The sequence below is a fragment of the Metabacillus rhizolycopersici genome (assembly GCF_020075705.1).
On the sequence record NZ_JAIQUM010000008.1, the window covers coordinates 111,129 to 133,845 of the forward strand.

The following is a 22,717-nucleotide window of genomic DNA, read 5'->3' on the forward strand; positions in this document are numbered from 1 at the left end:
TTATTCAATCTCCCTGAACAATAGGTGTAGTTTTCACTATGTTTTCTAGCACTTGGTAAAGTACTGTTAATTTTACTTTACCATTCTCATTCGTCTCGTGCAAAACTTTTTCTCCAATTACTTTTTCATCTTTATCTAATTTATTCTCAATATCTTTTCTACCTCTATCTAAAGCTGCTTCCTTTGCTTGTTTTTCTGTGTAGTCTCTACTTACTTCCTGCCTCTCTCGAAAAGTTTCATTTACGTATGCGATTGGCATTGTAAAGTTTAAAAAGTTCACATACCGAACATCATCTTCGACTTCAAATGATGTAAACGCCGGACCTTTAAATCCCCAAATTGGAAGCTTAAAGGAACCAAATTGAAGATAATGTTTAACCGTTGCCTCTCCAGTAAAGACATGAAACGTCGTCTTTAAAGGAATTGATATTGTTGATTTATACCATGTTTCACCGAAAATTTCAGCTTTTGCAGCTACTTTTTTCTGTTCATCCTCTTTTCCAATCAAACCTGACACTAATATTTGTCCCTTTTTTACATGCTCATGCAAAGTTGTAAGTGGTTGACCCTGCTCCACAAACATTTTAGAAATGACCGCCTCTTTCTCTGCAACGATATGCCGTGGACTCACTAATTCATCTTCTTCTGGTTGGTTTTTTTCAACAACTTTAAGATGATAAGTTGTACCTGTTAATTCCACTCCAACCCATGTTATTTGTTGGATATTATCAGTTAACGATTTTTGAATTTCATCGGGATCCTCCACAAAAAACTGAAACTTTCCCTTTTTAACTCCAATCTGTGAAAGCTCTTTTTTAATTAAATGCTCTGTTTCAGGAGATGCCCCCTCAACATCTATTCCCCAAATCATGTTTGATAAAGCAAAAATAACAACTAAAAAGGCAAGTAGCCCGATAATAAATCCACTATTCCGCCAAGATTTTCTCAATAAAAAGGGAAAACCTAACCTTTTTTCAAATCGGCATTTACACTCATTTTTCCGTACTACCTTTCGTAAAGCATGTACATCTTTTAGACGAATATAAAAACTTATTCCACCACTTTTCCCTCTTTTTACATTCCAAACGATAATATCTCCGCGAATACAGTCATTTAAAAAACGTTCTGTACCTCTTCCTTCGATTTTCACCTTAACCATACCAAACAAAAGACTCGTCCATTGATTTTTCATCCTCATCCCCCTAATCGTATAGCACTACCAACTTTCAGTCATTTTCATTATCTTTCTGCTGTGTAAGAAAAAATTCATTCCAGTAAATACACAGCAGCCATTTTGCGATTTAAAACCTTAAAAACATTCGGTATTACACCTACGACTATTTTCGTACACCTGTCGTATCGACTCATGCATACGTTGTAACAGGCAGCAATGACAAACTATCTATTTACGTTGCTTCAAGAAATTGAACCTGATTTATTTTACCTTCAAGTAAGATTTCTTCCGGTAGAATCGTCTTTATGACAAAGGCCTCACCTTTAATTAACAGTTGCCCTTGCTTTAATAAAAGCCGAAGTTCAGTATCTGTAAAAGTAAGGAGTCCGCGATGATTTTCTATGTAAATATGAAGCTGTCCAACCATCGTAATTCTAGGAAGATCCATCATGACATCCGGCGGTAATTCGATTGTATTTGTGATCCATCTTGTTAGCTGCTGACGCCATTTTTTCGCCATAAAAAAAGACCCCCTTTCCTCTCATATGTATGAGAGGAATTGGAGTCTTATAACACGATTATTCGAGAAGTTACGAATGTCTTCTATTTCTTGTATAATGTGGTTTTTGGGACCTTGGAGCACCTAAGATTTCACTCCAAACAACACCCTGAGCCGCTTTTTGGCGATCCACAAGCAGGTGATTCTGTTTCACATTTCGGTTTAATTTAGGTAAGGTCCCTTCTCTCGGAACAAGGCGATGAGACTGATGCCCGTGTGCCTCTACAAGCTCGATGCGATCAGGTTTTTCTACTTCACGAGCCTTCATTCTTTCATATGCTTCTTGAACAGTTTGTAGCGTTTGATTTTTTGGTTTTCGAGACTCATGTTCAACTGTCGTCATGACAGGACTTGGTTTCGGCCTTGATGGTGGTCGAGAGTCTACTGGTTTTTCTGGTCTAGTAGTGTGTTTTGTTGTTGGAGACTTTTCTTCTTTGTCTTTAGACGTGAAAAACCGTGAGAACAACCAGACGAGAAGTCCCCAAACAATTGGGTTTGATAATAGTTCTGTAATATCCATTGCCGCTCCCTCCTTTTAAATGAAGGAAAGGATCGAAGCTAAGTAAGCCTTTGTGTCTTACAACTAGCCTAGCTCCCATCCGCCACCTTATTTAAGATGGTATAGTCTATTTATTAATATTGTTCAGGATCGTTATTTTCTTTATTCGTTTTACCAATTGAATCTCTCATGTCTGTATCTGCGTTAATATTTTGAATGTTCATATAGTCCATAACACCAATATTTCCAGAACGAAGCGCTTCTGCCATTGCTTGTGGCACCTCTGCTTCTGCTTCCACAACCTTCGCCTTCATTTCCTGTACGCGGGCAAGCATTTCTTGTTCTTGCGCGACAGCCATTGCTCTTCTTTCCTCAGCCTTAGCTTGGGCAATTTTCTTATCTGCTTCCGCTTGCTCTGTTTGTAATTCTGCACCAATGTTTTTGCCGATATCAACGTCTGCAATATCAATTGAGAGAATTTCAAAAGCAGTCCCTGAATCAAGACCTTTTCCTAAAACCGTTTGAGAAATCATATCTGGATTTTCTAATACCTTTTTATGATCTTTTTGCGATCCAATCGTACTGACAATACCTTCACCGACACGGGCGATAATTGTATCTTCTCCAGCTCCTCCAACTAACCTTTCGATATTAGCTCGAACAGTGATTCTTGCTTTTGCTTTTACTTCTATCCCATCCATCGCAACACCTGAAATAAAAGGTGTTTCAATGACTTTAGGATTTACACTCATTTGTACAGCCTCTAAAACGTCACGACCTGCAAGATCAATAGCTGCTGCACGTTCAAAGGTTAATTCAATATTTGCACGTTCAGCTGCAATTAACGCATTTACAACACGGTCTACATTACCACCTGCTAAATAATGACTTTCTAGTTGATTTGTTGTGATACCGAGCCCTGCTTTATGCGCCTTGATTAACGGGTTAACAACTCTACTTGGAATTACACGACGAAGCCTCATTCCAATTAACGTAAAGATGCTAACTCTCACACCAGCTGCAAGTGCAGAAATCCATAGTGTAATTGGTACAAAGGTAAAGAAAATACCTAATAAGATCACACACAATATGACAAGTCCAACTAATAAAATTATTGATCCATCCATATAAATCCTCCTAATGATTGCTCTATTATGACCTTGAATGAACGTCATTGAGCCCTCTAGTATAAAAACCGTTTTAAAACTTGATGTTGTGAAAAATTAACATTCGATTATCTACCCTACTTAACAATCTATTAGACCTCTCTCACAACAATCCGAGAGCCTTCCACCTTGACAACTTTGACCCTTTTACCTTGATTGATATAACTACCTTCCGTTACAACATCCACACGTTCTTCAGCAATTACTGCAGTACCAGAAGGTCTAAGTGTCGTTAAAGCCTCACCTTCAATACCTAGAAGATCAATTCGCGATTTGTTTGAAACATAACCACTTTCAGTATTTGTTGAATCTCGCAAGATAAGTTTTTTAAAAATATTCATACGTTTCCCAAACACCTTTACTAGTATAATAGATACTACAATTGAACACGTAATTGCAATGATTAATGAAATCGTCATATGGACGAAATCACCAGAAGCAAGATATAGGCTTGTAATCATGCTGACAAGGCCCAATATTCCCATTATACCACCCGGAACAAATAATTCAGCTATTAATAAGATAATTCCTAAGACAAATAAGATTAACGATTCAAGACCTGCTAAACCAGCTACTAAATGTCCATAAAAAAATAAAAACAGCGATGTCAATCCCATTATTCCTGCGACTCCAAAACCCGGTGAATACAGTTCAGCGATTAAACCGATACTTCCGATTGTAAGGAGGATTGGGACAACGACGGGATGTGTAACAAACCTTGCAACTTTCTCGGCGAAGCTTTCTTCAGCTTCTATTATTGTTGCTCCGGATAAATCTAACTGGATTAAAAGGTCACTTAGATTTTCAGCAGTTCCTTCTGAATAACCCACTTCTAATGCCTGTTTCGTCTCAAGAGTTAATAACTTACCTTTACCAGCCCCATACTCTGGTACATCGACGTTCTTGTCCGCCATAGCTAATGCATATTTAGGATCTCGCCCATTATGTTCTGCTGCTTCCCGCATCTCAGATAACCATAAGGATTGTGACTTTTCATCTGCAGCATTACCGTCTCCAGTTATAATCGCTGCTGCTCCCATCTGACTCCCTTGCGCCATGTAAATTTGATCTGCATTTAACGCAATATATGCTCCTGCCGAAATTGCTTTTCTATTAATATATGCTGTAATTGGAATATCACTCGAACGGAGTGTGTCTGCTATTTCCATTGCTCCATCAACAGCACCACCCAAAGTATTTATTTCGAGTATAATATGATCTACAGCTTGAGCGTTTGCCTCTTTAATGTTCCTCTTAATAAATTGCGAAAGACCCTTTTCAACTGTTTCCTCTACAGGAATAACATATACTTTCTGATCAGAAGTAGCTTTAAGTTCATTATGAAAACCATTAAAAAGTGCCAAAATAAAAGCAACAATAATAATCAACTGAAAAATACGCTTTCTCACCTGTTTGTACCCTCCTCTCTGTAACGTACTACCGTTAATACGAATCAAAGACTAATTTGGTTTCATCTTATTATAAAAATCTATTCGTTTTTCATTTTTTTATGTAAGTTTTGAATTTCTTTCACGAACTCCTTCTGTCTTGAATGGCTAAAAATTGTAAGTAGTTTTGTTTACAGACAGGAAAAGTTACATATCCGATTCTTGATAGGAAGAAAAGCGCAAGCGCCTTGATCAGCCTCGGGCAAATAAGCCACTTTTGAATAGAAGGTGTTTTTTATCTTCAATTCAAAAGTGGCTTAGACCCAAGAGGGGCTAGGCCGCTTGCGCTAGACAGTTTTCGAAGCCAAAACTTATAAAGCGAGACTTCCATCAGTGGGGGGTTCTTTATCCTCCACTGATGGTTAGCGAGACTTATCGGGCTTTTACGGGCAGTTATCCCTCACCTTCACTTCTTTGTATCACTTAAGCTTAGAGGAGCGGTTATTACTGCCCGTTAATGCGGGATAAATTCTGATATTATAAGTAAAATCTCTTTCTCAAGATTTAAGAACAGCAAAGAAGATAGGAGTTGGGTAAAGAAGTCGCGCTTTATTTTTCCGTACAACATAAAAGACACCTCGCTAGGCAAGGTGTCTTACTATTTATGATAGCTGTTGTTGCACAAGCTTATTAACAAGACTTCCGTCTGCTTTTCCTTTTACCTTGGGCATGAGTGCTCCCATTACTTTCCCCATATCCGCTTTAGAAGTAGCATTCACTTCTGAAACCGTCTGTTTAACAATTTCAAAAAGCTCGTCTTCAGAAAGTTGTTCAGGCATATAATCAACTAATACATCGATTTCCGCTTGTGTCTTTTCAACTAAATCCAAACGATCAGCTTTTTTAAATTCCTGGAGGGAGTCTTTACGTTGCTTTAATTCGCGAGAAAGAACTGACAAGTCTTCTTCTTCAGACAAATCATTTTTGCCAAGTTTAATTGCTTCATTTTGCAATGCTGCCTTGACCATACGAATGACAATTAATTTGTCTTTTTCTTTGTTTTTCATCGCTTGTTTCATATCTTGATTTAATTTCTCAAGAAGACTCATACGTACACCCTCTTTTAGAATTTGCGCTTTCTAGCTGCTTCAGACTTTTTCTTACGCTTTACGCTAGGCTTTTCATAGAATTCGCGCTTTCTAGCTTCTTGTATTGTACCACTTTTAGATACAGTACGTTTGAAACGACGAAGAGCATCCTCAAGCGACTCGTTTTTACGAACGACCGTTTTTGACATTCTCTTTCCCTCCCTCCGAATACAACCAATCGACATCTTTAAATAAAACATGCTAGTAACAAAACATGTACTTTGACATTATAATATATTGATTTATTCAGGTCAACTCATATAGTAAAAAGTTCCGTACATATTAAGTTGTTTGAATTATTCGTTTATTCTATGCAATTTAGTTAAAGTTGATTGTACATCTCTCGATTAGCAAAGTATTGGTCTAAAAGACTGAATTAATAATCTGAATTTGACGTTTCACCTTTAACAATTGAAACACCAGAGCTCGCCCCAATACGAGATGCTCCAGCTTGAACCAAAGCCTCGGCACCTTCTGTGTCACGGACACCTCCGGAAGCTTTTACACCTATCTCTGGCCCCACTGTTTTTCTCATTAGTGCAATATCTTCAACAGTTGCACCACCAGTTGAAAAACCAGTAGATGTTTTAACAAAATCAGCGCCAGCACTCACAGCAAGCTCACAAGCTCTAACTTTTTCTTCTTCGGTTAAAAGACAAGTCTCAATAATTACTTTTGTTAAAGCCTTACCTTCAGCTGCCTCTACCACTGCTTTAATATCACGCTCAACAAGATCATAGTTCTTATCTTTCAGAGCACCAATGTTAATGACCATATCAACTTCGTTTGCGCCCTTTTCAATCGCATCTTTTGTTTCAAATGCTTTTGTTTCAGGTGTGTTAGCTCCTAAAGGGAAACCAATCACTGTACAGACCTTAACACCCGATCCTTTTAAAAGCTGTGCAGCCGTTTCTACCCAAGTAGGGTTGACACAGACTGATGCAAATTGGTATTCACTTGCTTCTTGACAAAGTTTTTCGATTATTTCTTTTGTCGTATCCGCCTTTAGAGCTGTATGATCAATCATTTTTGCTATTTTTGACATTATGTAAAACTCCTTTCAATATTAGTTGTCTGACCTCTTACATCTTAACATTTTCACTCCATAAAAACTAGCACAAAATTAATTTGTGCTACTATTACCTTTTTCATTACTTTTAGGTATTACAAATGTAGAAGTCTTCAAAGAGAAGACTTCTTATTGAATCCCAAAAAAGGGATCTGCAATTTTACTTGCCGATCCCTTTTAATTCAGATTATGAAGTTAACCGTATCTTTTCTGCTGGTTGAACAGCCTCATCAACTACTCTTACAAATTGTCCTTCATTGTAAGGATAGCCAGCCTTTGTTATTTTCACTTTAACGATTTTACCAACCATTTCATCTGTAGCAGGGAAAACAACCTTTAAATAGTTGTCTGTATACCCAACAAAAAGGCCTTCGCTCTCATCTTCTTTAAATGGTTCTTCAGGAATGACTTCCAACACTTCATTTTCGAATTTAGAAGCATATTCTTTTGCTAATTGATCTGATAATTCAATTAGACGGTGAACACGGTTATTTTTTATCTCTTCATCAACTTGGTCGTCCATTCGAGCTGCTGGTGTTCCTGTACGTTTAGAGTATGGGAATACGTGCAGCTCAGAAAATTGATGATGTTTAATGAAGTTAAACGTCTCCATAAACTCTTCTTCTGTTTCACCTGGAAAACCAACAATAACATCAGATGTAATTGCCAAGCCAGGTAATGCTTCTTTTAGGCGTTCTAAACGATCCGCAAAGAATTCCATTGTATATTTTCTACGCATCCGTTTTAACACTGTATCTGAGCCTGATTGGATCGGAATGTGTAAGTGACGAACAACCTTAGTAGAGTTTTGAAGTACTTCAATTACTTCATCTGATATTTGACTTGCTTCAATAGATGAAATACGAATTCGTTTTAATCCATCCACTTGTTCTTCTAAGTCACGTAAAAGCATCGCCAAATTATAATCCTTTAAATCTTCACCATAGCCACCTGTATGAATACCTGTTAACACGATTTCTTTGTAGCCTGCATCAACAAGTTGCTGCGCTTGTGCTACAACCTCTTTCGGATCGCGTGAACGCATTAATCCACGAGCCCAAGGAATAATACAAAACGTACAAAAATTATTACAACCTTCTTGGATTTTCAATGATGCTCTTGTACGGTCTGTGAATGAAGGGACATCAAGTTCTTCATACACACGTGTTTTCATAATATTTCCCACAGCGTTTATCGGTTGTCTTTCATTTTTATATTCTTCAATGTATTCAAGCATTTTCACACGATCTTGTGTCCCGACAACTATATCTACTCCAGGAATCGCCATAATTTCGGCTGGAGATGTTTGTGCATAACAACCAGTTACACAAATAACGCCATCCGGATTTTTGCGAATCGCTCGTCGTATAACTTGACGGCTCTTTTTATCACCTGTGTTCGTTACTGTACAGGTGTTGATAACATAAACATCTGCCATCGTTTCATATTCTGTACGATCATAGCCAGCTTCTTTAAATAGCTGCCATATGGCTTCTGTCTCATAATGATTTACCTTACAACCTAATGTATGAAATGCAACTGTAGGCATTTATCGTCACCTCGATAGTTCTAAATAATAAGAAACAGCTGATAATAAATATAATGGAGCTGTTTCTGTTCTTAAAATTCTAGGTCCAAAGCTGCAGATTAGAAACCCATGTTCTTCAAGTTTTGCCACTTCTTGCTCAGTTAATCCACCTTCAGGACCAAATACAGCAAGTACGGACTCGCCTTCTTTAAGCGATTCAACAGCTTTTGCTAGGTTCTGCTTCTCTCCTTGCTTTGCTGATTCTTCGTAAGCAACAATTTTCACATCGTAACTTATAGCTTGTTTCAGCAATTCATTGAACTGGACTGGCTCTAATACGTTTGGGACTTTATTCCGATAAGATTGTTCTGAAGCTTCTTTCGCAATTTTTTGCCAGCGATCAAGCTTTTTCCCTACCTTTTTAGGCTCTAGTTTCACAATTGAACGGGCAGCATTAAAAGGGATAAATGAAGAAGCACCTAATTCGGTGCCTTTCTGAATAATCCATTCAAGCTTATCCCCTTTAGGCAACCCGCTCGCAATCGATATATTTACTGGAAGCTCACGGTTTACCGTCATCCATTCTAATATAAAACAATTCACATAGTCATTGGTAATTTCAGCAATTTCACAAAGCGCTTCATACCCGTCTTTCGTGCAGCATATTACCTTGAACCCAGGCTGCATCCGTAAAACACGAGATATGTGATGTACATCATCACCGGTAATCTGTACATTTGATTCTAAATTAGATTTTTCTTCAGCTATAAAATATCGTTGCAAAATTGCCACCTCATCTGGGGTCTAGCCCCTTGACCTTTCGTTTACATCAATCAAATATTGGGGCCTGCCCCAATGTAAAAAGCTTATTTTTTTCTAGCAATATAGGCAACCCAATCTTCCATGACCATTGTTTCTTCAATAACAAAGCCAGCGTTTAGAAGGGCTTCTTTCACTTCTTGTTTTTTATTTTGTATGATTCCGGACGTAATGAATGTTCCATTATCCTTTAAAATTTCATATGCTTGATCGATGAAGCGCACGATAATTTCTGCAAGGATATTTGAAACAATCAGATCAGCAGGGCCATCTATACCATCTAATAGATTATTCTGTGAAACCGTGACTACATGTTGCACTTTGTTTAACTTACAATTTAAACGTGCACTATCTACAGCAACTTGGTCTAAATCAAGTGCTTGAATGTGATCCGCTCCAAGTAATCCAGCAGCAATACTTAGCACACCAGAGCCTGTTCCAACATCAATCACCGTATCTCCTTGTTGAACAGTACGTTCTAAAGCTTGAATACACAAAACAGTTGTCGGATGTGTACCTGTTCCAAAAGCCATCCCCGGATCAAGTTCAATAATCAACTCGTCAGAATGAACCGGCTCATATATTTCCCAAGTCGGAACAATCGTGAACTTTTCTGAAATTTTAACGGGATGATAATATTTTTTCCAAGCTGTTGCCCATTCTTCTTCATTAACTTCACTAATTGTAATGTGATTTCTACCTAAATCAATATCATAAATCAGAAGGTTGTTTATAAGACTTTTTATTCCATCAACTGTTTCACCAAGGAAACTGTTAACTGGTAAATACGCCTTAATAACAACGCCTTCTTCTGGATAATCGGATGGGTTTAGTTGGTAGATTTCGCCGAGTGCAGTACTCCGTTCCTTGACTAAATCCGCAATATCCTCAATAACTACACCACTTGCTCCAGCTTCATGTAAAATATTTGAAATGGGTTCTACTGCTTCTTGTGTTGTATGAATACTCAACTCAGACCACTTCATATCTACCAACTCCAATCCTTCAAACATCTATTATTTTAAGACTAATAACTTAATCGCCTTTGAACGCACGCTTTACTTTATCAAAAAAGCTTTCTTCGTGTTCATCAGGTTTTGTTCCACTAATTTCTGCAAATTCACGTAATAATTCTTTTTGTTTCTCTGATAAATTTGTTGGAGTCAATACGCGTAAAATAACATATTGATCACCTTGTCCATACCCTCTAACATTCGGAATTCCTTTGCCAGTCAAGCGGAATTTCTTACCTGTTTGCGTTCCTGCAGGCACTTTAAGTTTTACTTTGCCATGTAATGTTGGAACTTCAATTTCGTCACCCAGTCCTGCTTGGGCAAATGTTAACGGCATTTCACAATAAACATCGTCGCCTTCTCTTTCAAAGAATTCATGTTCTCTTACATGGAATACGACAAATAGGTCACCTGGTGGGCCACCATTAACACCTGGTTCTCCCTGACCTGATACGCGTAATTGTTGACCATCGTCAACACCTGCCGGGATTTTCACTTGAATTTTTTTGCGTTTTTTTACTTTTCCTGTACCGCGACATGTTCCACATTTATGCTTAATCATCTTACCTGTGCCATCACAATGATTACAAACACGTCGATTTACAATCCGACCAAATGGAGTATTCTGTTCTACATTTAATTGGCCACTACCGCCACAATGTGAACATGTTTCAGCTTTGGTCCCTTTTTGAGCACCTGATCCATCACAGGTTTCACATGCTTCTTCTCTTGGTATTTCAATTGTTGTTTCTTTACCAAAAACAGCTTCTTCAAAGTTTAATGTCATTGTATATTGTAAGTCAGCACCTTGTCTTGGTGCATTTGGATCACGTCTTCTCGTTCCTCCGCCAAAGATTGAGCTAAAAATATCTTCAAAGCCAAAACCATCTCCACCGAAGCCAGCACCGCCGCCAAAGCCTTGATTTGGATCTGTATGTCCAAATTGGTCATAGTGTGATTTCTTTTGGTCATCACTCAATGTTTCATAGGCTTCTTTTACTTCCTTAAATTTCTCATTTGCATCTGCTGCTTTATTAATATCTGGATGGTATTGCTTAGAAAGCTTACGATAAGCTTTTTTTATCTCGTCTTTATTTGCGTTCTTACTTAACCCGAGAACTTCATAGTAATCACGCTTGCTCATAATTTCTCACTCCCGATTTTCTCACATAGGCTAAATTGTATCATTCCGAAGAGAGGAAAAGCAACTAAATAATCTATCCAATCGTCGCATTTATCACTCTAGGCTAAACATACGTTCTATTCATTAGTCTACAGAGGCATCTTTCTTATCTTTATAAAAAAAGCCAAAGTCAAGACAAGCCTGACTTTGACTTTATTGTTTTTTATTTATTTTTTATCGTCGTCTTTTACTTCTTCGAATTCAGCATCGACTACATCGTCTGCTTGATTAGTAGCTCCTTCTCCACCTTGCTGAGCTTGAGCTTGTTTAGCAGCTTCTTCATATAGTTTTACAGAAAGCTCTTGGACGATGTTTTGAAGCTCGTCTTTTTTCGCTTTGATTTCTTCTAATTCATTTTTCTCTATCGCAGCTTTTAATGCTTCTTTTGCTTCGTTTGCTTTTGCAACTTCCGCTTCGTCAACTTTACCTTCAAGATCTTTTAATGTTTTTTCAGTTGTAAACACTAATTGATCAGCTTCGTTACGAAGTTCAACTTCTTCTTTACGTTGTTTATCAGCATCTGCATTTTCTTCTGCTTCTTTTACCATGCGTTCGATTTCATCATCTGATAAACCTGTAGAAGATTTAATCGTAATTGTTTGCTCTTTGTTCGTTCCTAGATCTTTTGCACGTACGTTTACGATACCATTTTTATCGATATCAAATGATACTTCGATTTGTGGCACTCCACGTGGTGCTGGTGGGATGTCTGTTAATTGGAAGCGACCTAATGTTTTGTTGTCAGCTGCCATTGGACGTTCACCTTGAAGTACGTGAATATCAACTGCTGTTTGGCTATCAGCTGCAGTTGAGAATACTTGTGATTTGCTCGTTGGGATTGTTGTATTACGATCGATTAACTTCGTAAATACAGCACCCATTGTTTCAATTCCTAATGAAAGTGGTGTAACGTCAAGTAAGACAACGTCTTTTACGTCACCAGTGATAACTCCACCTTGAACTGAAGCACCTAATGCTACAACCTCATCAGGGTTTACGCCTTTATGTGGTTCCTTACCTAATGCTTTTTTGATTGCTTCTTGAACAGCAGGAATACGAGTCGAACCACCAACTAAGATGACCTTATCGATTTCACTTGCTGATAAACCAGCATCACTTAGTGATTGACGAACTGGTCCCATTGTTCTTTCAACTAAATCAGATGAAATCTCGTCGAATTTTGCACGTGTTAAGCTTACTTCTAAGTGAAGTGGACCAGCTTCTCCAGCAGTGATAAATGGTAAAGAGATTTGCGTTGATGTTACACCTGATAGGTCTTTTTTTGCTTTTTCAGCAGCATCTTTTAAACGTTGTAATGCCATTTTATCTTTTGAAAGGTCGATACCATTATCTTTTTTGAATTCAGCAACTAAATAATCAATGATTACTTGGTCAAAGTCGTCTCCACCTAGACGGTTGTCACCAGCAGTTGAACGAACTTCAAATACTCCATCGCCAAGCTCAAGAACTGATACGTCAAACGTACCGCCACCTAAGTCATAAACAAGAATTGTTTGATCTTCGTCTGTTTTATCCAAACCGTATGCTAACGCAGCAGCAGTAGGCTCATTGATAATACGTTCTACTTCTAAACCAGCAATCTTACCAGCATCTTTTGTTGCTTGACGCTCAGCATCGTTAAAGTAAGCTGGCACAGTAATAACTGCTTTTGTAACTGGTTCACCTAAGTATTCTTCTGCATAAGATTTTAAATGTTGAAGAATGATTGCTGAAAGCTCTTGAGGTGTATAGCTTTTGCCCTCAACGTCTACTTTATAGTCAGTACCTATATGACGCTTGATTGATTGAATCGTATTTGGGTTTGTAATTGCTTGGCGTTTTGCCACTTCACCCACTTGACGTTCACCGTTTTTAAAAGCAACTACAGAAGGAGTTGTACGGTTACCTTCTGGATTTGGGATCACTTTTGGTTCTCCGCCTTCTAATACTGCGACACATGAGTTTGTTGTTCCTAAGTCGATACCGATAATTTTACTCATAAGGTAGAACCTCCTATTATGTAAGTATAGTTTTTTTATTGATTGACTTTTACCATTGATGGTCGAATAACTCGATCTTTTAATGTATAACCTTTTTGAAGCTCCTCAATAACAGTATTGGAATCAAAATTTTCATCCTCTACCTGCATGACCGCTTGGTGTAAATGGGGATCGAACTGTTCTCCAACTGCCTTAATAGCTTCTACACCTTCGCTTTGCAATGCTTGAACTAACTGGTTGTATACCATGTTCACGCCTTGTAGCAACGATTTTGTTTGATCATTATCTGCTTCTATTTGTAACGCTCTTTCAAAATTATCAAGAGCAGGGATAATTTCAGTTACTAAGCTTTGTGCGCGATATTTTTGAGCAGCTTCCTGATCTAAACGACTACGTCTTCTAAAGTTGTCAAAGTCTGCTTGAGCACGTAGCATTTTATTTTCAGTTTCGTCTAGCTTTGCTTGTAATTCTGCAATTTTTTGCTCAGACTCGTCAACTACTTCAGATGCTTCTTCGATCGTTACGTCTTCTGCATCAACGACCTCAACATCAGCTTCAGGACTTTCATTTTGTAGGGTATCTACTGCTTCTTCTTGAGCTGCAACGTTCTTTTCGTTTGACACTATATTTCACCTCCTTAAAGGTATTATATGCCTATATTATAGCAATAAATGGGCTAGATTAGTTATTTTTCACACAGGAATCGGATGGAATAATTGATTCCATCCTCCCTATAAACAATATATCCTTGCTTAAGATCCATGATACAAATCAGTAAGAGTTTTGGATAAATCTCTTGTCATCCTTGATAACAAGCTTATAACTCGCGAATACTCCATTCGAGTTGGACCTAATACAGTAATTGTACCTAACTGCTTTTCACCTAATGAATACGTAGCTGTAATCAGGCTGCAATTTTCCATTGCTATATTTTCATTTTCCTTGCCAATTTTTATTGAAATTCCTGAATGATTTGTTTGTAATAACCCATACAACTCATCTTCTTTTTCAATCATTGTCAGCAATGTTTTAATTCTCCTTAAATCTGAGAACTCTGGCTGACTCAACATATTTGTTTTGCCACCAAAATAGATTTTTTCACTCGAATCAAGTGTCAGTGAACCTGCCATAATTTTTACTAACGTATCATAGTTTTGAATATGATTTTTTAGGACTGAAACGACCTCTTTGACAATCTTATCCTGTAACTCAACGATTGGTACTCCAGCAAGCCGATCATTTAAGATATTTACCATTTTTTCAATGTCACTTGGATTAAGTTTCCCAGGGAAAGTAATGGTGCGATTTTCGACATGTCCCGTGTTTGTGACAATAATCGCAACTGCTGTCTCAGAATTAATCGGAATAATTTGAATCCGTTTCAATCGATTTTCGTTCACTTTTGGACCAAGTACAATGGATGTGTAATTTGTTAATTCTGACAAGATTTGCGCTGATTTTTGGACAACCTTTTCTAACTCGAAAATCCTTTCAGCATAAATCGATTTTATTTGACTTACTTCTGTCTTCGTTAATCGCTGTGGTGACAGAAGATGGTCCACATAATAACGATATCCTTTTTCAGAAGGAACACGTCCGGAAGAACTATGTGTCTTCTCAATAAAGCCTAAATCCTCTAAGTCAGCCATGTCATTCCTAATTGTAGCTGAACTATACGATATTTCGCCTTTTTTCGCTAATGTTCTTGAACCAACTGGTTGAGCTGATTGAATGAAATCATCAATAATTACTTGTAGAATCAACAATTGGCGATCAGTAAGCAACTATCTTCACCTCTGTTAGCACTCTATGAATGTGAGTGCTAATTATATATAAAAAGTTATCAAAACAAAAATAAATTGTCAATTGTTAAATCGTGCTTAAATTGAGGTAACGATACTTTTTTCATTAAAAACGTATACGATCTGCTCAGGAGACAACACACATAAAGCAAGACTAACCTAAATATTCATGCGCTATCACTACTATTCAAGCTCTATGTTAATCCGATAAACTCCTGAAATACTTCATTACCGAGAAGTTTCCCTTGATGTGTCAGCTTAATTGCTTGTTCTTCATTAATGATTAGCCCTTGCTTCACAAGCTTATTAATTTGTTCAGAAAATACGTTTTCCATCTGTACTTGGAACTTTTTATAGAACATTTCTTTATTCACTCCTGCTGTTTTACGAAGACCGAGAAACATTTCCTCTTCCATTCCTTCTTCATTACTCACAGCATTCTTGCTATTATATGCTTCACCTGTTTGTTCAATTTGTTCCATATATTTTTTTATTGGTCCGATATTGGATGTCCTTACCCCGTTAAGATAGCCGTGTGCACCAGCGCCAAAACCATAATAATAATCGTTGTTCCAGTAGGTAAGATTATGATTGCTTTCGTATCCTGGAATTGCATAATTGCTTATTTCATATTGTTTAAAGCCATGCTTCTCCATTTGTTCCATTGATACCTCATACATTTGCGCTTCCAGTTCTTGTGGTGGCAATGATAATTTTCCCTTTTGCATCAAATTATAAAACACTGTTTTTGGCTCAACGATTAGGGAATAAGCTGAAAAATGCTTTACATTAAGAGCAAAGGCTGTTGCCAATGAATCTTTAAAGTTATCTATTGTTTGACCAGGTAATCCATACATAAGGTCGATGCTCATATTGTTAAATCCTACTTGCTCGGCTTGCTCGATTGTACGAAAGACATCTTCTTTGCGGTGAACTCGTCCAATTTTCTTTAAAAGCTCATCATTAAAGCTTTGCACTCCAATGCTTAATCGATTAACACCTGCATTTTTTAATACTTTCAGCTTGTCTAATGAAAGTTCTCCAGGGTTTGCTTCAACCGCAAATTCAATGAGTTCATTTGAAGGCAAAAGGGCTAGAGTAATGCCTTCTAGCAGACGATCGAGCTGAGTAGCTGTCAATGCTGTCGGTGTACCACCACCGATAAAGATTGTTTTTAATTGTTCTCCATTGCCTTTCTGTCTAGCATGGTTCATTTCCTTAATGAGCATTTCAATATATTCATCGACAGGCTGTTGTTTAAAATACACTTTATTAAAGTCACAGTAATGACAAATATGATGGCAAAAAGGGATATGAATGTATGCTGATTGAATCATGGTTTCACCTTCTAATTAAGAAGCCGCAGACAACGCTGCGGCATCAAGTTTCATTTTATCGTTTTTTATGGAAGTTAATTTTTTAGTGAGTCCTTTTGTGTAACAGGCTGAGAAAAGCGCAAGCGCCTTGTTTAGCCTCGGGCAAATAAGACGCTCGACGCTCAGGAATAGAAGGTTGTTCTTTGCCTTCTATTCCTGAGTGACTGTAGATCCAAGAGGGGCTAGGCCGCTTGCGCTGGACACGAAAAAACTAAGTCAAAAATTAGTCGTCCATTCGTAATACGGCCATAAATGCTTCTTGTGGTACTTCCACAGAACCAACCATCTTCATCCGCTTTTTACCTTCTTTTTGTTTCTCTAATAACTTACGTTTACGAGAGATATCTCCACCATAACATTTGGCAAGTACGTTTTTACGCATTGCTTTAATTGTGGATCTAGCAACAATTTTCTGGCCGATCGCTGCTTGAATTGGCACTTCAAATTGTTGGCGCGGAATAAGTTCTTTCAGCTTTTCAACAATGATTTTGCCGCGATCATAAGAAGAATCACGATGAACAATAAATGATAAGGCATCAATTTTTTCATTGTTTAATAAAATATCCATTTTTACTAAAGTAGATGCTTTATAACCAATTAACTCGTAATCAAAAGATGCATAGCCTTTTGTATTAGATTTTAATTGATCAAAGAAATCATAAACAATTTCTGATAATGGGATTTCATAATTGATGTTTACTCGGATATCGTCCAAGTATTGCATATCAAGAAAAATACCACGCTTTTTCTGACAAAGCTCCATTACTGCACCAACATAGTCATTTGGGACCATAATCGATGCTTTGACGTAAGGTTCTTCAATGTGATCGATTTTTTGTGGATCAGGCATATTTGATGGATTGTCTACTTTGATCGTTTCTCCATCGGTCAAATGAACATCGTATATTACACTAGGTGCTGTTGTTATGAGGTCAATTTTAAATTCACGCTCGATACGTTCCTGAATAATTTCCATGTGTAATAATCCTAAGAATCCACAGCGGAAACCGAATCCTAATGCTTGAGATGTCTCAGGCTCAAATTGAAGTGATGAGTCATTGAGTTCAAGTTTTTCTAATGCTTCACGTAAATCATTGTATTTTGCTGTGTCAATTGGATATAGCCCACAGAATACCATTGGATTCAATTTACGATAACCTGGAAGCCCTTCTGTTGCTCCATTTTTCGCGTCAGTAATTGTATCACCTACACGAGTATCGCCTACATTTTTAATGGCAGCTGTTAAGAATCCAACATCTCCCACATTTAATTCTTTAAGTTGAACAGGCTTTGGATTGAATACACCTACTTCGATAACCTCAAATTCTTTTCCCGTCGCCATCATTTTAATTTTCTGACCAACTTTAACCGATCCTTCTACAACACGGATATAGGCAACAACACCGCGGTAAGCATCATATAAGGAGTCAAAAATAAGTGCTTTTAATGGTCCATCAGGGTCTCCCTCTGGTGCTGGAACTTTCTCAACGATCTGCTCTAGGATATCTTCAATTCCAATTCCTGCTTTTGCTGAGGCTAGTACAGCTTCAGAAGCATCAAGTCCGATAACCTCTTCAATTTCGCCGCGAACACGTTCAGGATCAGCACTTGGTAAATCGATTTTATTAATTACCGGTAATATTTCTAAATCATTATCAAGAGCTAAATACACGTTTGCAAGTGTTTGTGCTTCAATACCTTGGGCAGCATCGACAACAAGAACTGCCCCCTCACAAGCAGCAAGACTTCGCGATACCTCATAGGTAAAGTCAACATGTCCAGGAGTATCGATTAAGTGAAATGTGTAATCTTCACCATCTTTTGCTCTATATTTTAATTGAACGGCATTCAATTTGATCGTTATTCCACGTTCTCTTTCTAAATCCATTGAATCTAATAATTGATGTTTCATCTCACGTTGTGTCAAAGCAGATGTTTTTTCTAAAATACGATCTGCTAGTGTCGATTTCCCATGATCAATATGGGCAATGATCGAGAAATTCCGGATTCTCGACTGTCTTATTAACTTTTCTTCTCTATTCATCCTATTTCTTCACTCCTACATAGCTTACAAATACACTATTCCTCATTATATCAATTGAGTTTTTAACATTCAATGGATAATGAACAGTCATTCCCTAAAAAAAAATGACAGAAACTAGGCAATCTTCAAATCATAGGAAGATCGCTTTTTTCTGCCAGCTCATTCTTTACCTTACTAGTTCATTTATCCACCCTGCAATTGATTCTAAGAAGGCAGCCACACTGTTACTTACAATTGTTGCAATCTGTTTACCGATTTGAGAGAAGATGTTAAATGCTTCAATTTGTTCTAATTTTTCTTGTTTCCCTTTGAGGTCCTGACTGGTTATCTTATTTCCAAGAATGGATGCTTGCACATCACCAGTTTGTTTATTTTCAACTTGAAAGGCTCCTTGTAGCTCGGGATCATTATACCCTTTCATTTTGATCATACCTTCATTTGCCTGCTGCATGCCGATTAATACCCCAAAGAATAGTACTGAACATAGAACAAAGCATTTGAATGCGAATTTCACCATATAACTTCCCTCACATTTTTATTTATTCCTTTTTTTCACTTAATGCATCCCCGTTTACTTTTTCTGCTTGCCAGTAATATTCACTAAATACATCGGAAACTGCTGCAACTGCATTTTTAAGTTCATTTAAATTATTGTCCACTCCACCGAACTCAAGAAGTAAGGCATTATTTGATAAATCTTGGTTATAAACTCCGTTTTTCCCTTTACCACCTTGCTTGAAGATCCCTCTACTCAGGCCTGGATATTTTTTTTCTAATAAAGCATGAAGTTCTTTGGCAAGCTTTTCATTTTTATCTGCATTTGGATTATCTCTACCGATAACAAAAGCGATCTTCGCATATGATTTATTATTAATTTCGATTGTTGTGACACCTTTTCTTTGAGAATCTCGGTGAATATCAATAATGTAATCTAGATTACGATTACTCGCCATCGCACTTTCAACAAGTGGACGGGAGGCTGCATATGATTTTCCATAGTTCCAACCCTTTTGTTTAAGATTCGCTTGAATATCAGTCGTTTCAATTTGATTTCCAATTCCCTCTTCTTGGAGAGCTTTTCCTAACAATTCACTTACAATCGTTATATTGGCTTTTGAGTGATTCGCTAGATCAGGATTAGTTTCCCCTTGTAATAATGGTAAATACGATTCAGTATTGTGCGTGTTATAAATATAAACAACCTTTTTATCACCAGTTGTTAATGTAGGCGGGGTTTTAGGTTCCTCGTTTGTTGGGTTTACAACCTCATTTTTATCGATCGATGCTTCCCTTTCTTGTTCTAACACTTCAGTTGGCGGTGGTGATTCGAAAGGCATATTTGTATAGTCTGTCCCACTTCCTGCAACAACAATTTCACTATCATAGAGTGAAAAACCCGGCAATTCCCTTCCTAAAAGGCTTCTGGGATCGTCCGGGTTGATACTTGTTGCAACCTTGAACAAGATGGACGAAAGCTTAATAGGTTCCGTTTCTTCTGGTAATGCAGAAATAAAAAAGCGATTTTCTGCTCCTAATAATTGCAGAAATGCCTCACTATCAATATTTTTTGTCAAATCATTAATTGATGAAGATGTTAAGCGATATTCCGGTTTTAGCGATGTTAATACACCAGAAAGCAAAAATGTCATTAAAAGGACAATGAAGCTGACAACGATTCCTTTTTTAATACTTGTCCCATTTAATGTTACGATCATATTTCGAGTAGTACGAGCACGCTTCATTTTCATTAATCCTCCCTATGCTTGTCTACTAATTTCTATGAACAAGTATAAGGAAGTAGAACTGTAGTTATGAAGGTTGTGGGTTCGATACTACGCTAATCTATTAAAAGCTAACACATTTTTAAAAGGTTATGAATGTATAAATTTTTGAACTTAGTGTCGGTGTCTAGCGCAAGCGTCCTAGCCTCTCGGGGTCATAAGCCACACATGAATTGAAGGCAAAGAACGCCTTCTATTCATGCGCGTCTTATGCCTGTCGAGGCTGAACAAGGCGCTTGCACTTTTCTTATCTACTAGGTGCAATGTTAATGAGTGTATGCACCTGAATTACTTTGATCTACCGTTTGATGAAGTGCAGTGTTTAATCCACTAGCAATGACGTTTGCCATATCCTCAATAAACATATCAACTTCTTTTGGCGTGACCATTAAATTATGTCCAAGTGGTGATAATACTTCATGAATGAGCTTACGTTTCTCATCATCCTCAAGTCCACCGATAATTCCTAAAAATTGCTGACGATGCTCTTCATCAGGCAAATCCTCATCAGTTAAGACACGTCGTTCGCCAAAACTCATTCCTGCTGGTGTTAGCGATCTTGAAGGTCTATCTCCTTCTTTCAACTCTCTACCAAAATGCTTTAAAATATAGTCAATCGTATCACTTGTAATCGAAACAGCATCAACAACGGTTGGGATCCCAATTGCAATCACAGGAATACCGAACGTTTCTTGACTTAATGCTTTTCTTTTATTTCCGACTCCTGATCCTGGATGGATGCCAGTATCCGAAATTTGTATCGTTGTGTTCACACGATCAAGTGAACGGGCTGCTAAAGCGTCAATCGCGATCACAAAATCTGGTTTCGATTGTTCAATCACCCCAGAAATAATATCACTCGTTTCAATTCCGGTTATTCCCATTACACCAGGCGCAATGGCACTGACAGGACGAAATCCTTCTTCAACATTTTCAGGCTGAAGTTTAAAAAGATGACGAGTAATTAATAAATTCTCAACTGTAAGTGGTCCTAATGCATCAGGTGTAACATTCCAGTTCCCTAATCCAACAACTAAACAACTTGCATCCTTTGGAATATTCAATTCAGATAGAAAATGACTAAATTGCTTTGCAAAGACTTCCACTACTTTATCTTGAAGCTCTGAGTCCTTTTGTCGAATACCTTGTACTTCTAAAGTCAAATATTTACCTGGTTTTTTCCCGACTAGTTTGGCACCCTCGTCCTTTATCTCTAAAGAAGAAATACTTATCCCTTCTTCATCCCATTCTTTCACAATGACACCGGCAATATGATTACTATCTGCTGCCTTTCCGCCTTGTGTCACTGTTTCTTCAAGAGCAATAACCCTTGCTTCAATAGCTAAGTCCGTTCGCACTGAATACTCACTTAAGTCTAATGACTTTTTCATCGAAATACCTCCCAAATAGTTCCTAATACGTATGTTTACCATTTATCCAAAGAAACATTCTATCGATTTCTTATTTAAGGTGACAACGTAGTCATCAAGTATCAGTAATTTAGGAATAATAGGATGAACGGATTAGATTCAGGGAAATATCCCCAGTTAAATACTGGATTTCCATTGGATTAAAAGAGGATTTTGAAAAATTAATGCATAATTTAATGGAGTTCTGCGTATTTTCCTTTACATTAGTATTGCAATATAGGTAGCCGTTTGATAGAATATCTTTTGTTCATGTAAAGGAAATGTCGAGTAATATAGATCTCGATTTACTTCTTAGGAGGTGAAAAATAAATGCCAAATATTAAATCTGCTATCAAACGCGTAAAAACAAATGACAAGCGTAATGCACATAACTCAGCTATTAAATCTGCAATGCGTACTGCTATCAAAAGAGTAGATGCATTAGTGTTAACTAACGATACTGACAATGCAAAAACTGCACTTGTTGAAGCTAACAAACGAATTGATAAAGCTGCACAAAGTGGTTTAGTTCATAAGAACACTGCTGCACGTTACAAATCTCGTTTAGCGAAAAGTGTTAACGGATTATCAGCATAATTATAAAAAACGATCCTATTAAGGATCGTTTTTTATCAGGCTGTTGAGAAAGTTTTTTCTCAACAGCCTTTTTTGAGTTTAAGTGAGTTCTTGCCTGTCAAAACTGCTAAAAAGGAAAAATAAGGAGAGATGCAGTATGATGGGAACCTTAAAGAATCATCG

At 37.5% G+C, this 22,717-nt stretch carries 21 protein-coding genes; 1 reads left to right on the forward strand and 20 read right to left on the reverse strand.

Annotation, left to right across the window (positions count from 1 at the left end):
• Positions 1-4: 4 nt before the first annotated feature.
• The 20 genes from yqfD to gpr form a co-directional block, all read right to left on the reverse strand.
• On the reverse strand, positions 5-1,192 hold the full coding sequence (gene yqfD, locus K9V48_RS05935) for a sporulation protein YqfD (RefSeq protein ID WP_224137718.1): 1,188 nt from the start codon (positions 1,190-1,192) through the stop codon (positions 5-7).
• 214 nt (positions 1,193-1,406) lie between these two features.
• Positions 1,407-1,694 carry a sporulation protein YqfC gene (gene yqfC, locus K9V48_RS05940; RefSeq protein WP_111613900.1) on the reverse strand — a complete coding sequence of 96 codons (288 nt, stop codon included), beginning with the start codon at positions 1,692-1,694 and terminating at the stop codon, positions 1,407-1,409.
• A 70-nt stretch (positions 1,695-1,764) separates the two neighbouring features.
• Positions 1,765-2,253 (reverse strand): YqfB family membrane protein, encoded by a 489-nt coding sequence (locus tag K9V48_RS05945; protein WP_224137720.1) that lies wholly within the window; start codon positions 2,251-2,253, stop codon positions 1,765-1,767.
• A gap of 113 nt (positions 2,254-2,366) precedes the next feature.
• Positions 2,367-3,359, reverse strand: a complete 993-nt coding sequence (gene floA / locus K9V48_RS05950) for a flotillin-like protein FloA (protein ID WP_224137722.1) — start codon at positions 3,357-3,359, stop codon at positions 2,367-2,369.
• 131 nt (positions 3,360-3,490) lie between these two features.
• Positions 3,491-4,807 (reverse strand): NfeD family protein, encoded by a 1,317-nt coding sequence (locus K9V48_RS05955; protein WP_410429582.1) that lies wholly within the window; start codon positions 4,805-4,807, stop codon positions 3,491-3,493.
• 641 nt (positions 4,808-5,448) lie between these two features.
• A complete protein-coding gene (locus tag K9V48_RS05960) occupies positions 5,449-5,895 on the reverse strand; it encodes a GatB/YqeY domain-containing protein (RefSeq protein ID WP_111613896.1) in 447 nt (148 codons plus the stop codon).
• A 14-nt stretch (positions 5,896-5,909) separates the two neighbouring features.
• Positions 5,910-6,083 (reverse strand): 30S ribosomal protein S21, encoded by a 174-nt coding sequence (gene rpsU, locus K9V48_RS05965; protein ID WP_015595024.1) that lies wholly within the window; start codon positions 6,081-6,083, stop codon positions 5,910-5,912.
• Between the two features lie 227 nt (positions 6,084-6,310).
• The gene (gene deoC, locus K9V48_RS05970; RefSeq protein WP_224137724.1) at positions 6,311-6,979 is read right to left on the reverse strand and encodes a deoxyribose-phosphate aldolase; all 669 of its coding nucleotides are present in this window, start codon (positions 6,977-6,979) and stop codon (positions 6,311-6,313) included.
• A 211-nt stretch (positions 6,980-7,190) separates the two neighbouring features.
• Positions 7,191-8,552 (reverse strand): tRNA (N(6)-L-threonylcarbamoyladenosine(37)-C(2))-methylthiotransferase MtaB, encoded by a 1,362-nt coding sequence (gene mtaB / locus K9V48_RS05975; RefSeq protein WP_224137726.1) that lies wholly within the window; start codon positions 8,550-8,552, stop codon positions 7,191-7,193.
• Between the two features lie 6 nt (positions 8,553-8,558).
• A complete protein-coding gene (locus tag K9V48_RS05980; protein WP_224137728.1) occupies positions 8,559-9,314 on the reverse strand; it encodes a 16S rRNA (uracil(1498)-N(3))-methyltransferase in 756 nt (251 codons plus the stop codon).
• A gap of 83 nt (positions 9,315-9,397) precedes the next feature.
• On the reverse strand, positions 9,398-10,336 hold the full coding sequence (prmA, locus tag K9V48_RS05985; RefSeq protein WP_224137738.1) for a 50S ribosomal protein L11 methyltransferase: 939 nt from the start codon (positions 10,334-10,336) through the stop codon (positions 9,398-9,400).
• Positions 10,337-10,385: 49 nt separating this feature from the next.
• A complete protein-coding gene (gene dnaJ / locus K9V48_RS05990; protein WP_224137740.1) occupies positions 10,386-11,507 on the reverse strand; it encodes a molecular chaperone DnaJ in 1,122 nt (373 codons plus the stop codon).
• A 206-nt stretch (positions 11,508-11,713) separates the two neighbouring features.
• Entirely contained in the window at positions 11,714-13,546 is a 1,833-nt protein-coding gene (gene dnaK / locus K9V48_RS05995; RefSeq protein ID WP_224137743.1) for a molecular chaperone DnaK, read from the reverse strand.
• Between the two features lie 35 nt (positions 13,547-13,581).
• Positions 13,582-14,169, reverse strand: coding sequence for a nucleotide exchange factor GrpE (gene grpE, locus K9V48_RS06000; protein WP_224137744.1), 588 nt, complete (start codon positions 14,167-14,169; stop codon positions 13,582-13,584).
• 129 nt (positions 14,170-14,298) lie between these two features.
• Positions 14,299-15,330, reverse strand: a complete 1,032-nt coding sequence (hrcA, locus tag K9V48_RS06005; RefSeq protein WP_224137745.1) for a heat-inducible transcriptional repressor HrcA — start codon at positions 15,328-15,330, stop codon at positions 14,299-14,301.
• 212 nt (positions 15,331-15,542) lie between these two features.
• A complete protein-coding gene (gene hemW / locus K9V48_RS06010) occupies positions 15,543-16,682 on the reverse strand; it encodes a radical SAM family heme chaperone HemW (protein ID WP_224137779.1) in 1,140 nt (379 codons plus the stop codon).
• A gap of 265 nt (positions 16,683-16,947) precedes the next feature.
• Complete coding sequence (gene lepA, locus K9V48_RS06015; RefSeq protein WP_224137746.1) at positions 16,948-18,768, reverse strand: translation elongation factor 4; 1,821 nt, start codon at positions 18,766-18,768, stop codon at positions 16,948-16,950.
• A gap of 166 nt (positions 18,769-18,934) precedes the next feature.
• A complete protein-coding gene (locus tag K9V48_RS06020; protein ID WP_224137747.1) occupies positions 18,935-19,285 on the reverse strand; it encodes a YqxA family protein in 351 nt (116 codons plus the stop codon).
• Between the two features lie 22 nt (positions 19,286-19,307).
• A complete protein-coding gene (gene spoIIP / locus K9V48_RS06025; protein ID WP_224137781.1) occupies positions 19,308-20,510 on the reverse strand; it encodes a stage II sporulation protein P in 1,203 nt (400 codons plus the stop codon).
• Positions 20,511-20,815: 305 nt separating this feature from the next.
• On the reverse strand, positions 20,816-21,940 hold the full coding sequence (gpr, locus tag K9V48_RS06030) for a GPR endopeptidase (RefSeq protein ID WP_224137748.1): 1,125 nt from the start codon (positions 21,938-21,940) through the stop codon (positions 20,816-20,818).
• Between the two features lie 348 nt (positions 21,941-22,288).
• Here gpr and rpsT point away from each other — a divergent pair, with 348 nt between their 5' ends.
• Complete coding sequence (rpsT, locus tag K9V48_RS06035; protein ID WP_224137749.1) at positions 22,289-22,555, forward strand: 30S ribosomal protein S20; 267 nt, start codon at positions 22,289-22,291, stop codon at positions 22,553-22,555.
• Positions 22,556-22,717 lie beyond the last annotated feature (162 nt).

What these genes read in the sequence shown, in the direction of transcription:
- dnaK (WP_224137743.1), bottom strand. Translation starts at nt 13,546, where the DNA reads ATGAGTAAAATTATCGGTATCGACTTAGGAACAACAAACTCATGTGTC.
- mtaB (WP_224137726.1), bottom strand. Translation starts at nt 8,552, where the DNA reads ATGCCTACAGTTGCATTTCATACATTAGGTTGTAAGGTAAATCATTAT.
- K9V48_RS06020 (WP_224137747.1), bottom strand. Translation starts at nt 19,285, where the DNA reads ATGGTGAAATTCGCATTCAAATGCTTTGTTCTATGTTCAGTACTATTC.
- deoC (WP_224137724.1), bottom strand. Translation starts at nt 6,979, where the DNA reads ATGTCAAAAATAGCAAAAATGATTGATCATACAGCTCTAAAGGCGGAT.
- prmA (WP_224137738.1), bottom strand. Translation starts at nt 10,336, where the DNA reads ATGAAGTGGTCTGAGTTGAGTATTCATACAACACAAGAAGCAGTAGAA.
- rpsU (WP_015595024.1), bottom strand. Translation starts at nt 6,083, where the DNA reads ATGTCAAAAACGGTCGTTCGTAAAAACGAGTCGCTTGAGGATGCTCTT.
- gpr (WP_224137748.1), bottom strand. Translation starts at nt 21,940, where the DNA reads ATGAAAAAGTCATTAGACTTAAGTGAGTATTCAGTGCGAACGGACTTA.
- yqfC (WP_111613900.1), bottom strand. Translation starts at nt 1,694, where the DNA reads ATGGCGAAAAAATGGCGTCAGCAGCTAACAAGATGGATCACAAATACA.
- rpsT (WP_224137749.1), top strand. Translation starts at nt 22,289, where the DNA reads ATGCCAAATATTAAATCTGCTATCAAACGCGTAAAAACAAATGACAAG.
- yqfD (WP_224137718.1), bottom strand. Translation starts at nt 1,192, where the DNA reads ATGAAAAATCAATGGACGAGTCTTTTGTTTGGTATGGTTAAGGTGAAA.
- floA (WP_224137722.1), bottom strand. Translation starts at nt 3,359, where the DNA reads ATGGATGGATCAATAATTTTATTAGTTGGACTTGTCATATTGTGTGTG.
- dnaJ (WP_224137740.1), bottom strand. Translation starts at nt 11,507, where the DNA reads ATGAGCAAGCGTGATTACTATGAAGTTCTCGGGTTAAGTAAGAACGCA.
- K9V48_RS05945 (WP_224137720.1), bottom strand. Translation starts at nt 2,253, where the DNA reads ATGGATATTACAGAACTATTATCAAACCCAATTGTTTGGGGACTTCTC.
- lepA (WP_224137746.1), bottom strand. Translation starts at nt 18,768, where the DNA reads ATGAATAGAGAAGAAAAGTTAATAAGACAGTCGAGAATCCGGAATTTC.
- K9V48_RS05960 (WP_111613896.1), bottom strand. Translation starts at nt 5,895, where the DNA reads ATGAGTCTTCTTGAGAAATTAAATCAAGATATGAAACAAGCGATGAAA.
- spoIIP (WP_224137781.1), bottom strand. Translation starts at nt 20,510, where the DNA reads ATGAAGCGTGCTCGTACTACTCGAAATATGATCGTAACATTAAATGGG.